Genomic DNA, 12,818 nt, shown 5'->3' with positions numbered 1-12,818 from the left:
TCGGATCGAACAATAGCGTCAACGTTGTGGCAGGTGTGACCACCGGGTTCGTCCCGGGCTCCACCCCGCCTGGTCACATCATCGTCTGGAGCACCACGGTGCGCAGGATCCAGACGCTGATGAAGACGATCAGGAAGCTGAGGTCCAGGGCGATGCTGCCCAGCCGCAGCGGCGGTACGACGCGTCGCAGCGCCTTGATGGGTGGGTCGGTGACCGAGTAGACGGCCTCCAGCAGCACCAACACCGGCCCGCGCGGGGACCAGGAGCGTGCGAAGACCATCACCCAGTCGACGACGAACCGGACCCACAAGAAGATCCAGAAGATCGTCAGGATGATGTAGATGATCGAACCGGCGACCTGCACGTCGGTCTTGTCTCCTGTCAGCGACCTGGGCTCGGCACGACCCCAGGTCGGGCCGTTCGAGCATCAGCTCTGGTTGAAGAAGCCACCCTCAGCGATGCGCTCCTTGTCCTCGGCCGCCACGGTGACGTTCGCGGGCGAGAGAAGGAAGACCTTGTTGGTGACGCGCTCGATGGTGCCACGCGTCGCAAACACCAGCCCGGCTGCGAAGTCGACGAGGCGCTTGGCGTCCGCGTCGTTCATCTCGGACAGGTTCATGATGACCGGCACGCCCTCGCGGAAGTTCTCCCCCACGGTGCGGGCCTCGTTGTAGGTGCTGGGGTGCAGGGTCGTGATGCGGGACAGCTCAGCCACCACTCCGGTCGGGCCGGGCGCCGGACGACGGCGCTCGGCGAGGTCAGCCACGGGGGCGGGGCGCACCTCGCGCGCCCGCTCGTGTCGGGAAGGGCCGGCGGCGGCCACGGGACGGGTCTCGGAGGTGTGGTCGTCGCTCGGGTCGTACTCGCCGTGCTCGCCGTCGTACCGGCCGGTGTCCTCGACGAGGCCGAGGTACTCGCCGATCCTGCGCATCGCGCCGCTCATGGTGGTGCCCTCCGGATCTCGAGCGTCCGGTGACGGACGCCTGGTGGATTGAACTTATCGGACTGCAGGCCTCGAACCGAGGATTGCGGAGCCGACGCGCACGTGTGTCGCGCCGGCGGCGACGGCCTCGTCGAGGTCGCCGCTCATCCCGGCTGAGAGCCGGTCTGCATGGGGGTGGTCCTGGACCAGTCGCGCGCGCACCTCGGCGAGCCGGGCGAAGGCCGCCGCCGGGTCCTCGCCCAGCGGGGCGACAGCCATCAGGCCGCGCAGGCGCAGGTGCTCACTGGCCTCGACGGCCTCGGCCAGCGCGGGTACGTCGTCGGGCTCGGCGCCGGCGCGGTGCCCGGCGCCGGGCGGGTCGAGGCTGACCTGGACCAGCACCTCGAGCGGGGTCCCCCGCTCGGCGGCGCCGCGGTCGAGCCCGCGCACCAGCTTGAGGCGGTCCAGGGACTCCACGACCCCGGCGTAGCCGGCGACGGCGGCGGCCTTGTTGCTCTGCAGCCCGCCGATGTAGTGCCACACGAGGTCGAGGTCGGCACACTCGGCGGCCTTCGCCTCCGCCTCCTGGTGCCGGTTCTCCCCCACCCGTCGCACGCCCAGCTCGGCCAGGAGCCGCACGTCGGCGGCGGGGAAGAACTTCGTCACGACCACGAGGTCGACCTGGTCCTGACGGCCCGCCGCGGCGCGGGCAGCCTCGATGCGCGCGCGCACCCGGGTCAGGTTGGCCTCGAGCTCCTCACGGCGGGTCATGGCGACCTCCGCACGACCCCGGCCAGCCGGCCGGCGCGTACGCCGTCGCGGCGGAAGCTGTACAGGTCCGGGGACTCCCGGGTGCACCGGGTCGCGCCGTCGAGCACGGTGACCCCGGCGCGCTCCAGCTGGGCCCGGACGCCGGCACCGATGTCGAGGGCGGGGGTGCCCCACGTGGTCGTCGCCCGGCTCGAGGGCTCGATGGCCGCGACCTCCTCCTGCAGCGCCTCCGGCACCTCGTAGCACCCCCCGCACACGTGCGGGCCGATCCAGGCCGTGACGTCGTGGGCACCGAGGCGGCGCATCCGGGCCACGGTCGCGGTGACGACGCCGACCGCCAGACCCGGTCGGCCGGCGTGCGCGGCGCCCAGGACGCCGGCCTCGGGGTCGGCGAGCAGGACCGGCACGCAGTCGGCGGCGCGCACCATGAGCGTCACGCCCGCCTCAGCGGTGACGATCGCGTCGGCGCGCGGGCGCGGCGTACCGGGCTGGCGCGGACCGTCGTCGTCGACACCGACCACCGTGCACCCGTGCACCTGGTGGAGGTCGGCGAGCCGGTCGCCCGGAGCGAAGTCGGCCATCAGCACCTCCACGTTGCGTCGGGTCGCGGCGGGGTCGTCGTGACCCTCGATGGCCAGGTTCAGCTCCGCGAACGGAGCGGCACTGACCCCGCCGTACCTGTCGGTGAACGCCAGGTCGACGGGGCCGTGGGTGGTGCGGAAGGAGTACAACGCCGCCTCGTGCCTACTTCAGGAAGTCGGGCACGTCGAGCTCGTCGTCGTCGAAGTGCACCTGACGCGGAGCCGGCCGCGGGGCCTGCTGGGTCTGCTGCGTCCGCTGCGGCTGGTCCTGCTGGTTCTGCTGGTTCTGCTGGTTCTGGGGCACCGAGGGGGCGAAGGTGGGCGCGGGCCGCTCGGAGGAAGCGGAGCCCTGACGGGCCCCGACCTCGGCCCGAGCGGGCTCGTCACGACGGGTCGACACGGTGCGCGCCGCCTCGCGGGTCTGCTCCTGCGACTGCTGCTCGCGCGGCTCGCGGCGAAGCACGGTGCCCTCGTCGCGACGCTTGGGCGTGCCGCCGTCGAAGCCGGCCGCGATGACGGTGACCCGGACCTCGTCGCCCAGGGCGTCGTCGATGGTGGCACCGAAGATGATGTTGGCCTCGGCGTGCACGGCCTGGGCGACCAGCGCCGCGGCCTCGTTGATCTCGAAGAGACCGAGGTCGGAGCCACCGGCGATCGAGAGCAGCACGCCGTGCGCGCCGTCGATGCTGGCCTCGAGCAGCGGCGAGGAGACCGCCATCTCCGCGGCCGCGACCGAGCGGTCCTCGCCGCGGGCCGAGCCGATGCCCATCAGCGCCGAGCCGGCGTTGGCCATCACGGACTTCACGTCGGCGAAGTCGAGGTTGATCAGGCCCGGCGTCGTGATCAGGTCGGTGATGCCCGAGACACCCTGCAGCAGGACCTGGTCGGCCTGCTTGAAGGCGTCGAGGACCGAGACGTTGCGGTCGCTGATCGAGAGCAGCCGGTCGTTGGGGATCACGATGAGGGTGTCGACCTCGTCGCGCAGCCCGGCGATGCCCTCCTCGGCGGAGTTGGCCCTGCGGCGCCCCTCGAAGGAGAACGGGCGGGTGACGACTCCGATGGTCAGCGCCCCGAGCGAGCGCGCGATCCGGGCCACGACGGGAGCGCCGCCGGTGCCGGTGCCGCCACCCTCGCCGGCGGTCACGAAGACCATGTCGGCGCCCTTGATGACCTCTTCGATCTCGTCGGCGTGGTCCTCGGCCGCCCGGGCACCCACCTCGGGGTTCGCGCCGGCGCCGAGACCGCGGGTGAGCTCGCGGCCGATGTCGAGCTTCACGTCGGCGTCGCTCATCAGCAGCGCCTGGGCGTCGGTGTTGATCGCGATGAACTCGACGCCCTTGAGGCCGACCTCGATCATCCGGTTGACGGCGTTGACACCACCGCCGCCGATGCCTACGACCTTGATGATGGCCAGGTAGTTCTGCGCTGCTGCCACGGTGGCTCGCCTCTCACTGAGTGCTGGTTGGGTGTCGTGCTGGCTGGTGCGGAGTCTGGGGCGACGGGAGGATCTGTGTCTCAACTCTGACCCTCAGGTAGAGGGTTATAGTTATGTCAACCTCGTCGTGATCACGACAGTAAGGACCGCCCGACCCCGCATCGCGCCGACACGCCCGCGACCCGCGTCATTTCTCGCCGGGTCGGCGCGACATGCGGGCCGGGTCAGCGGGTGGTGGGGGTGGCGGGCACGGAGACGTCGAAGACCTTCCCGTCCTGCTGCAGGAGGACCTCGAGGACCGCCGCCTTCTGCTCGGAGTCCGAGGCGCTCCCCCAGACCACCTGCCGCCCGTCGCGCAGGACGAGGCGGATCTGGTCGACGGAGCCGACCTGGACGTGGTCGACGCCGGCGGCGAGGTCCTCGGGCAGCGCCGAGACGACGGCTGCGCCCTCGCGCAGCGCCTCGCTGGTCACCCCGGAGAGCGCGTCGACGCGGGGCAGGTCGCCGGGCGGCTCGCGGTAGTCGCGGAAGACCACGCCGTCGGAGTCCATCCCGCGCAGCACGGCGCCGATGCGCACGACGGCGACGGCCACCCGCTCCTCGACGGCCACCCGGACGCCGTCGGGCCACGCCCGGGTCACGTCGGCGCTGCGCACCACGGCCAACGACTCGACCCGGGCCCGGACCGCGTCGAGGTCGACGCGCGCGACGGGGTCCCCCATCGGCACCGCGGCCGCGGCCTCGACCTCCTCGGCGGAGAGCACGTCGGCGCCCACGACCTCGACCTTCTCGACGGCCAGCAACGACGAGAACCACAGCGCCCACGCGCCCACAGCGAGCAGCGCGAGAGTGAGCACGCCGATGACGACGTACCGCAGCCGCAGCCAGCGCCGGGCCCACTGGCGCCGGGCGAACCGGCGCCGTGAGGACTCAGCCACCGCTGCCCTCCCGCAGCAGTGCGAGGACCCGGGGCCGATCTCGGTGACGCTGCCGGCACCCAGCGTGAGCACCAGGTCGCCGGGCCGGGCCCGGGCCACCAGCGCTGCGGGCACGTCGTCGAGGTCGGGCACGAAGGCGACCCGCTCGGCGGGCAGCGGCACGTGGTCGGCGACCAGGGCGCCGGTGACGGCGGGGTCGGCGTCCTCGCGGGCGAGGTAGACGCCGAGGACGACCACCTCGTCGGCGGCACCGAGCGCCTCGCCCATACGCGCACCGAAGATCCGGGTGCGCGAGACCAGGTGCGGCTGGAAGGCCACGATCACGCGGCCCTGCCCGGCGACGGAGCGGGCGGCCTCGAGGTCGCCGGCGATCTCGATGGGCTGGTGGGCGTAGGAGTCGTAGACGCGCACGCCGCCGGCCTCTCCCTTGGCCTCCATGCGACGACCGGTGCCGCCGAAGGCCTCGAGCCCGGCCTTCAGGCCCTCGAAGGGCAGGCCCAGGCGCAGCCCGACACCCAGCGCGGCGAGCGCGTCGAGCACGTAGTGGCGGCCCGGGATCGCCAGGCGCACCCGCCCCAGCTCGGTGCCGCGGTCGACGACGGTGAAGGTGGAGGTGGTCCCCTCGAGGACCACGTCCAGCGCGCGCAGGTCGGCGTGCTCGCCCTCCCCCACGCCCACGAAGGTGAGCCCGCGGGCCTCGGCGACGGGGCGCAGCGCCTCGGCCCCCGGGTCGTCGACGCAGGCGACCAGGAACCCGTCGGCGTCGATGGTGGCCACGAACTCGGTGAAGGCGGCCCGGTAGGCCTCCTCGGTGCCCCAGGTGTCGAGGTGGTCGGCCCCGACGTTGGTCACGATCGCGGCGTGCGGGCGGTAGACCAGGAAGGCCCCGTCGCTCTCGTCGGCCTCGGCGACGAACAGCTCACCCGAGCCCGCGTCGGCGTTGCGGCCGGTGGCCGAGAGAACGCCACCGACGGCGTACGTCGGGTCGGTGTCGCAGGCCAGCAGGGCGACCGTGAGCAGGGAGGTGGTGGTGGTCTTGCCGTGCGTGCCCGCGACGGCCAGGACCCGCCGGTCGGCCATCACCGAGGCCAGGCCGGCCGAGCGCGGCAGCAGCCGCAGGCCGCGGCGGCGGGCCTCGAGCACCTCGGGGTTGTCCTCCCGTGCGGCGGTGGTCACCACGACGGCGTCGTCGGGGCCCAGGTCGCCGAGGTGGGAGGCGTCGTAGCCGAGGTGGCAGGTGACGCCGAGCTCGCGCAACGAGGGCAGGAACGGGGTGTCCTGGTCGTCGCTGCCGGTGACGGTGACACCGCGGGCCGCCATGATCCGGGCGATGGCGGACAGCCCGGCACCGCCGATGCCGATGAAGTGCACCCGCCCAAGCTCGGCCACGCCGGGGATGGCGTCAGGGACCGGCAGCCTCATCGCCGCGCTCCCCCGGCCTCGAGCACGATGCGGGCCAGCGTCTCGTCGGCGTCGCGCGGGACGAGGTGGCGCGCGGCGGCGCTCATCGTGGCGAGGCGCGCCGCGTCGGTGACCAGCGGCACGACGTGCTCGACCACCCAGCCGGTGGTCAGCTCCTCGTCGCGCACCAGCAGCGCTCCTCCGGCGTCGACCACCGGACGGGCGTTGAGCTCCTGCTCGCCGTTGCCGATCGGCAGCGGCACGAAGACCGCCGGGACGCCGGTGGCGGCCGCCTCCACGACGCTGTTGGCGCCGCTGCGGCACACCATCAGGTCGGCGGCGGCGAGCGCGTAGTCCATGCGGTCCACGAAGTGCTCCACGACGTACGGCGTGCCGGTCGCGGTGGCGGCGCCGGGGTCGATCTCGCCCTTCGGGCCGATGACGTGCAGCACCTGCACCCCGGCCGCACCGAGCTGCCGGACGGCGCCGGACACGGCCTGGTTGAGCCGGCGGGCGCCCTGGGAGCCGCCGGTGACCACGAGGGTGGGCCGGTCGGGGTCGAGACCGAAGAACGCGCGCGCCTCGGCCCGCAGCGCGTCGCGGTCGAGGGTGGAGATCATCCGGCGGATCGGCAGGCCGACGTACTCGGCACCGGGCAGCGGGGTGTCGGGGAAGCTGACCGCGACCCGGCCGCCACGGCGGGCGGCCACGCGGGCGCCGAGCTTGTTGCCGAGGCCGGGCAGCGCGTTCTGCTCGTGCACGACGACGGGCAGACGGCGCTTGCGGGCGGCGAGGTAGGCCGGGACCGAGACGTAGCCGCCGTAGCCGACCACGACGTCGGGGTCGACGCGGTCGAGCACGGCGTGGGTCTCACGGACCGCGCGGCGGATGCGACCCGGCACCCGCAGCAGGTCGAGGCCGGGCTTGCGGGGCAGCGGCACCGGCGGCACCAGCTCCAACGGGTAGCCGGCCGCGGGCACGACGGTGTTCTCGAGGCCGCGAGGGGTGCCCAGGCAGGTGATCTCGACCGTGGGGTCGAGGCGGCGCAGGGCGTCCGCGGTCGCGAGCAGGGGCGAGGTGTGGCCGGCGGTACCGCCACCGGCGAGGAGGATGCGCATCGGGACCAACCTAGTGGGCGGTCGTGCTGGGGTGGTCCGCGCCCGGGGCGCCGGCCGCGACGCCCGCGGCCCGTCCGCGCCGACGGGCGGCCAGGGCCTGCGCGGCCTCGGGCTCGCGGCGCGCGAAGCCGATCAGGAGGCCCAGGGCCACCAGCGACGGCAGCAGCGAGGAGCCGCCGTACGAGACGAGCGGGAGCGGGATGCCGATGACCGGCAGCAGCGCCAGGACCATCCCGACGTTGATGATCATCTGGCCGATCAACCAGACCACGATGCCGAAGCTGGCGTAGCGGACGAACGGCTCCTGGGTGTGGTGTGCGACCCGCAGCGCCGCGAGCGCGATGGTGAGGAACAGGCCCACGACCAGCAGGGTGCCGACGAGGCCGAGCTCCTCGCCCAGGACGGCGAAGATGAAGTCGGTGTGTGCCTCGGGCAGGTCGCCCCACTTCTGCTGGCTGGCGCCGATGCCCTGGCCGAACCAGCCGCCCGAGGAGAGCGCGTAGAGGCCGTGCGCGGGCTGCCAGCCGGTGTCGTGGTAGTCCTGGAAGGGGTCGACGAAGGTCGTGATCCGCGCGACCCGCTCGGTGTCGGTCGAGGCGAGCCCGATGGCCGCCACGGCGATCACGGAGAGCGCTAGCCCGAACAGCCGGCCCGGAGCACCCACGACCCAGAGCATGCCGAGCAGGATCGCGAAGAAGACCAGGGCGGTGCCCAGGTCCCGGCCGGCGACGACGAGCAGGGTCGCGAGCAGCAGGCCCGGCACGACCGGCACCACGAGCTGGTGCAGGCTGTGGAGGCGGCGCTCCTTGTTGGCGTAGATGTGCGCGGCCCAGAGCACCAGCGCCAGCTTGGCGACCTCGGAGGGCTGGATCGCCAACGACCCGACGCCGAGCCAGTTCTGGTTGCCGTTGACCTCGGTGCCCAGGAACGCGGTCAGGAGCAGCAGCACCAGCGAGAACAGGTACGCCGGGTAGGCCAGGGCACGGATCCAGCGCATCGGGAGCCGGCTCGCCACGAACGCCGCAGGCAGCCCGATCGCCAGCCAGAGCATCTGGCGGCGCACCACGGAGTAGGAGTCCCCGCCGCTGTACTTGTAGGACCACACGCTCGAGGCCGAGAGGACCATGATCAGCCCGATGGTCAGCAGCAGCGCGGAGGCACCGAGCAGCAGGTAGTACGACGTCAGCGGCCGGTCGAAGGCCTCACGCAGCGTCCTCAGCGAGGTGCGGAGGGAGCCCGGGCGACCCGCGAACCCCGCGTCGTCGGGGACGGCTGTCGTCACCTGAGGCCCCTCTCCTGGTTCTGCTCGCTCCTAGGGGCCGGTCCGGGCCCGTACTGCTGCGGCGAACGCGTCACCGCGAGCGCCGTAGTCGGTGAACATGTCCTGCGAGGCGCATCCCGGGGCCAGCAGCACGGTGTCGCCCGGCTGGGCGAGACCCGCTGCGGCCTCGACGACACGTCCCATCGGAGCGTGCTCATCGTCAGTCACACCAGTCTCATCCGCCCCAACATCGATCACGGGTACATCCGGTGCGTGTCGCGCAAGTGCCTCGGCGACGACGTGGCGGTCGCGGCCCAGGAGCACCACGCCACGCAACCGGTCGCGCACCGCGGCGACGAGCTCCTCGAAGCGCGCGCCCTTGGCCAGTCCCCCGGCCACCCACACGACGCTGTCGTAGGCCCGCAGCGACGCCAGGGCGGCGTGCGGGTTGGTGGCCTTGGAATCGTCGACCCAGGTGACGTCGTCGTGGCGGGCCACCTCGGCGATGCGGTGACCGTCGGGCCGGAAGGCGCGCAGCCCGTCGCGGACCGCTTGCTGGGAGACGCCGTGGGCGCGGGCCAGGGCGGCGGCCGCGAGCGCGTTGGCGACGTAGTGCGGGGCGCTGCTGGCCAGCTCGCCTACGGTGACCAGCTCGGCGGCGCTGTCGGTGCGCTGCTCGATGAAGGCGCGGTCGACGAGGATGTCCTCGACCAGGCCGAGCATCCCGACGCCGGGCATGCCGAGGGTGAACCCGACCGCACGGGCGCCCTCGACGACGTCGGCCGCACGCACCAGCTCCTCGGTCACCGGGTCGGCGACGTTGTAGACGCAGGCGCGCTGGACCCGCTCGTAGACGCGGCCCTTGTCGGCGGCGTACTCGCTCATCGAGGGGTACCAGTCGAGGTGGTCCTCGGCCACGTTGAGCACGACGGCGGACTCGGCGCTCATCGAGCTCGTGTAGTGCAGCTGGAAGCTGGAGAGCTCCACGGCCAGCACGTCGTACGGCGTCGGGTCCATGACCGCCTCGACGATCGGCAGGCCCACGTTGCCGGCAGCGACGCTGCGCAGCCCGGCCGCGCGCAGGATCGCGTCGAGCATCTGCACGGTCGTGGTCTTGCCGTTGGTGCCGGTGACCGCGAGCCACGGGGCGGCGTGCTCGGGGTGGCGCAGCCGCCAGGCCAGCTCGACCTCGCCCCACACCGGGACGCCGCGGTCGCGCGCCTGGACGAGCAGCGGGCTGTCGGGGCGCCAGCCGGGCGAGGTGACCACGACGTCGACGTCGTCGGGCAGCCGAGCCGTCGCGCCGGGGCCCAGCGTGATCGTGGCGCCGAGCACCTCGAGCAGCTCGGCCTTCTCCTCCTTGCCGGTCGCGGACTCGTCGAGCGCGGTGACGGCGGCGCCGAGGTGGTTGAGGTTGTCGGCGGCAGCGAAGCCGGAGACGCCGAAGCCGGCCACCACGGCGCGCACGCCGTCCCAGGAGCTGGTCTGGTCGAGCCCGTCCAGGTCGCGTGGCGCGCTCACGTGCCGGCCACCCACTCGGCGTAGAAGATGCCGAGGCCGCCCGCGACGCACAGGCCGGTGAGGATCCAGAAGCGGATCACCATGGTGACCTCGCCCCACGCCATGTCGAACGTGTGGTGGATCGGAGCCATCCGGAAGAGCCGCTTGGGCGTGCCGGTGAGGCGTCTGCTGAGCTTGAACCAGGACACCTGCAGCATCACCGAGACGGTCTCCATGACGAAGACGCCACCGACGATCACCAGCAGCAGCTCGGTACGGGTCAGCACGGCCAGGCCGGCGAGCGCGGCGCCGAGCGCCAGCGACCCGGTGTCGCCCATGAAGATCTGGGCCGGCGAGGCGTTCCACCACAGGAAGCCGAAGCAGGCGCCGGTGATGGCCGCCGCCACGATCGCCAGGTCGAGCGGGTCACGCACCTCGTAGCACTTGCCGTAGGTGATGTCGGACTGGCCGCACCACTGGTTGTTCTGCCAGATGTTCACGATCGTGTAGGCGCCGAAGACCATCATGCTGCAGCCGGTCAGCAGACCGTCGGCACCGTCGGTGAGGTTGGTGGCGTTGCTGGTGGCGATGACCATGACCAGGATCAGCACGACGACCGCGACCGCCGGCAGCACGAAGCTGTCGAGGTCACGGATGAAGGACAGCGAGAACGACGCCGGCCGCTGGCCGCGGTCGTCCTCGAGCAACGGGCTCAGGGCCAGGATGCCGAAGGTGAGGCCGACGACGGTCTGGCCGACGATCTTGGCCTTGCTGCGCAACCCGAGGCTGCGCTGCTTGTAGATCTTGATGAAGTCGTCGAGGAAGCCGACGGCACCGATGCCGACGAAGAGCAGCAGCAGGAGCAGCGCAGAGGCCGTCGGCGGGGACAGCGTGATCAGCTTCGCCCCGAAGTAGCCGAGCACGGTCGCGCCGATGATGGCGACGCCGCCCATGGTCGGGGTGCCGCGCTTGACGTGGTGGGTGGTGGGTCCGTCGTCGCGGACCTCCTGGCCGTAGCCCCACCGGGTGAACTGCTTGATCGCGAAACGGGTGCCGATCAGCGAGATCAACAGAGCCAGGCCTCCGCCCAGCAGGATCGCCCTCACGGCCCACGCACCTCGTTCCCAGTCTGTGTCTGGTCCTCGCGGGTGCCGTACGCCGCCCGCGCCGGCTCACCGGCACCGAACATCTTGGCGCACCTGGCGCGGCACCACGACCACGCCTCGCCGGTCAGGTGGTGATGATCACCCCGAGGACGCCTCGCCGACGAGCCCGGCGCCGAGGCCGAGGGTGCGCACGAGCTCGGCGCAGACCAGGCGGTCGTCGAAGGGGTGCACCACGCCGGCCACCTCCTGGCCCGACTCGTGACCCTTGCCGGCCACGAGAACGATGTCGCCCGTGCCGGCCCGGCGCAGCGCGGCCTCGATCGCGGCCCGTCGGTCGCCCACCTCGAGCACCTCGGCCCTCGCGGCCTCCGGCACCTGTCCGGCTCCCTCGAGCACGGCCGCCCGGATGGCTGCGGGGTCCTCGGTGCGGGGGTTGTCGTCGGTGACGACGATGACGTCGGCCAGGCGGGCACCGATCTCGCCCATCACCGCTCGCTTGCCGGTGTCGCGGTCACCTCCGGCACCGATGACCAGGACCAGCTGCTGCGCGGTCAGCGGGCGCAGCGCCCCCAGCGCGGCCTCGACCGCGTCGGGCTTGTGGGCGTAGTCGACGACGATCTCGAAGTCCTGGCCGGCCTCGACGCTCTCCAGGCGCCCGGGAACGCCGGGGAGCCCGCTGATGCCGGCGGCGACCTGGGCCGCGACGTCGAGCGGATCGGCGTCACCGGCCCCGGACTCCCCCACCGCGGCGACCGCCGCGAGTGCGTTGGAGACGTTGAAGGAGCCCGCGAGCGGCACCCCCGCGACGAAGGCGCGGTGGGCCGGGCCCAGGACCCGGAAGTCGGTGCGGCTGGGTGAGGCGGCGATCTCGGTGACGCCCCAGTCGGCCGGGGCGCCGGTGGTGGAGAAGGTCGCGACCGGCAGCGTGGTCTCCTGCGCCAGGCGCCGCCCGTGCTCGTCGTCGAGGTTGACCAGGGCGCGCCGGGCGCGCTCCGGGGTGAAGAGCGATGCCTTGGCCGCGTAGTACTCCTCGACGGTGTCGTGGAAGTCGAGGTGGTCGCGCCCGAGGTTCAAGAACACGGCGAGGTCGAAGACCACCCCGTCCACCCGTCCCAGCACCAGCGCGTGGCTGGAGACCTCCATCGCACACACGTCGACGCCCTGCTCGACCATCACCGCGAACAAGCCGTGCAGGTCGGGCGCCTCCGGTGTCGTCAGCGAGGTCACGACGTCGCGGCCGGCCACCCGGGTGCCGACCGTGCCGATGACCGCCCCGACCAGCCCCGCCTCGACCAGACCGCCCTCGAGCAGGCGGGTGGTGGTCGTCTTGCCCTGGGTGCCGGTCACCCCGATCATCGTCAGCTTCTCCGCCGGGTTGCCGTAGACCCGGGCGCTGAGGCGGCCCAGGATCCGTCGCGGGTCCTCGGTCACCAGCAGCGGTACGCCGGCCGGCACCCGCTCCGCGCCCGCGGGGTCGGTCAGCACCGCGACCGCACCGGCCTCGAGCGCGTCCGTGGCGAAGTCGGCGCCGTGCGCCCGGGCGCCCGGCAGGGCGGCGTACAGGTCGCCGGCGCGGATGCGCTGGCTGCTGAGGCTGACCCCGCTCAGGACGGGGTCGGCGCCTCGGTGCTCGACCATGGCCAGCGCCTGGCGGGCCCATCCGACCAGCTCGCCCACCGGGGTGCGGGGAGGGTCAGCGGGACGGGTTGCCGGGACGTCGGGGCGAGGCATGCCGGGAGGCTAGCAGCGCGACATGTGGGCCGGGTCAGCGCGATATCTGGGCCG

11 protein-coding genes are annotated in these 12,818 nt (G+C 73.0%); all 11 read right to left on the bottom strand.

What is annotated here, in order from left to right; genetic code table 11:
• Window positions 1-73: 73 nt before the first annotated feature.
• Complete coding sequence (locus I601_RS13540; protein ID WP_068110651.1) at window positions 74-364, bottom strand: YggT family protein; 291 nt, start codon at window positions 362-364, stop codon at window positions 74-76.
• 63 nt (window positions 365-427) lie between these two features.
• The gene (locus I601_RS13535; RefSeq protein ID WP_068110645.1) at window positions 428-943 is read right to left on the bottom strand and encodes a cell division protein SepF; all 516 of its coding nucleotides are present in this window, start codon (window positions 941-943) and stop codon (window positions 428-430) included.
• Window positions 944-997: 54 nt separating this feature from the next.
• Window positions 998-1,693 (bottom strand): YggS family pyridoxal phosphate-dependent enzyme, encoded by a 696-nt coding sequence (locus tag I601_RS13530; RefSeq protein WP_068110643.1) that lies wholly within the window; start codon window positions 1,691-1,693, stop codon window positions 998-1,000.
• A complete protein-coding gene (gene pgeF / locus I601_RS13525) occupies window positions 1,690-2,424 on the bottom strand; it encodes a peptidoglycan editing factor PgeF (RefSeq protein WP_068110641.1) in 735 nt (244 codons plus the stop codon). Before pgeF ends, I601_RS13530 begins: the two co-directional genes overlap by 4 nt.
• Before the next feature lie 13 nt (window positions 2,425-2,437).
• Window positions 2,438-3,709, bottom strand: coding sequence for a cell division protein FtsZ (gene ftsZ / locus I601_RS13520; RefSeq protein WP_068110639.1), 1,272 nt, complete (start codon window positions 3,707-3,709; stop codon window positions 2,438-2,440).
• 224 nt (window positions 3,710-3,933) lie between these two features.
• Complete coding sequence (gene murC / locus I601_RS13510) at window positions 3,934-6,069, bottom strand: UDP-N-acetylmuramate--L-alanine ligase (RefSeq protein WP_237089414.1); 2,136 nt, start codon at window positions 6,067-6,069, stop codon at window positions 3,934-3,936.
• Window positions 6,066-7,166, bottom strand: a complete 1,101-nt coding sequence (gene murG, locus I601_RS13505) for an undecaprenyldiphospho-muramoylpentapeptide beta-N-acetylglucosaminyltransferase (RefSeq protein WP_068110631.1) — start codon at window positions 7,164-7,166, stop codon at window positions 6,066-6,068. The genes murC and murG overlap by 4 nt, the downstream gene beginning before the upstream one ends.
• Window positions 7,167-7,176: 10 nt before the next feature.
• The gene (ftsW, locus tag I601_RS13500) at window positions 7,177-8,448 is read right to left on the bottom strand and encodes a putative lipid II flippase FtsW (RefSeq protein WP_084527589.1); all 1,272 of its coding nucleotides are present in this window, start codon (window positions 8,446-8,448) and stop codon (window positions 7,177-7,179) included.
• Between the two features lie 30 nt (window positions 8,449-8,478).
• Window positions 8,479-9,963, bottom strand: coding sequence for a UDP-N-acetylmuramoyl-L-alanine--D-glutamate ligase (gene murD / locus I601_RS13495; RefSeq protein ID WP_169834704.1), 1,485 nt, complete (start codon window positions 9,961-9,963; stop codon window positions 8,479-8,481).
• Window positions 9,945-11,033, bottom strand: a complete 1,089-nt coding sequence (gene mraY / locus I601_RS13490) for a phospho-N-acetylmuramoyl-pentapeptide-transferase (protein WP_068110629.1) — start codon at window positions 11,031-11,033, stop codon at window positions 9,945-9,947. Before mraY ends, murD begins: the two co-directional genes overlap by 19 nt.
• A 138-nt stretch (window positions 11,034-11,171) precedes the next feature.
• Entirely contained in the window at window positions 11,172-12,764 is a 1,593-nt protein-coding gene (locus tag I601_RS13485) for a UDP-N-acetylmuramoyl-L-alanyl-D-glutamate--2,6-diaminopimelate ligase (protein ID WP_068110627.1), read from the bottom strand.
• Between the last annotated feature and the right edge of the window lie 54 nt (window positions 12,765-12,818).

The sequence above is a fragment of the Nocardioides dokdonensis FR1436 genome (assembly GCF_001653335.1).
In the GTDB taxonomy this organism is placed as follows: domain Bacteria; phylum Actinomycetota; class Actinomycetes; order Propionibacteriales; family Nocardioidaceae; genus Nocardioides; species Nocardioides dokdonensis.
The sequence above is the reverse complement of the archived record's forward strand: the minus strand, read 5'-3'. Positions and strand labels throughout refer to the sequence as shown.

Coding starts and splice junctions, on each gene's coding strand:
- I601_RS13535 (WP_068110645.1), bottom strand. CDS start 943: ATGAGCGGCGCGATGCGCAGGATCGGCGAGTACCTCGGCCTCGTCGAG.
- I601_RS13530 (WP_068110643.1), bottom strand. CDS start 1,693: ATGACCCGCCGTGAGGAGCTCGAGGCCAACCTGACCCGGGTGCGCGCG.
- murC (WP_237089414.1), bottom strand. CDS start 6,069: ATGAGGCTGCCGGTCCCTGACGCCATCCCCGGCGTGGCCGAGCTTGGG.
- murG (WP_068110631.1), bottom strand. CDS start 7,166: ATGCGCATCCTCCTCGCCGGTGGCGGTACCGCCGGCCACACCTCGCCC.
- I601_RS13485 (WP_068110627.1), bottom strand. CDS start 12,764: ATGCCTCGCCCCGACGTCCCGGCAACCCGTCCCGCTGACCCTCCCCGC.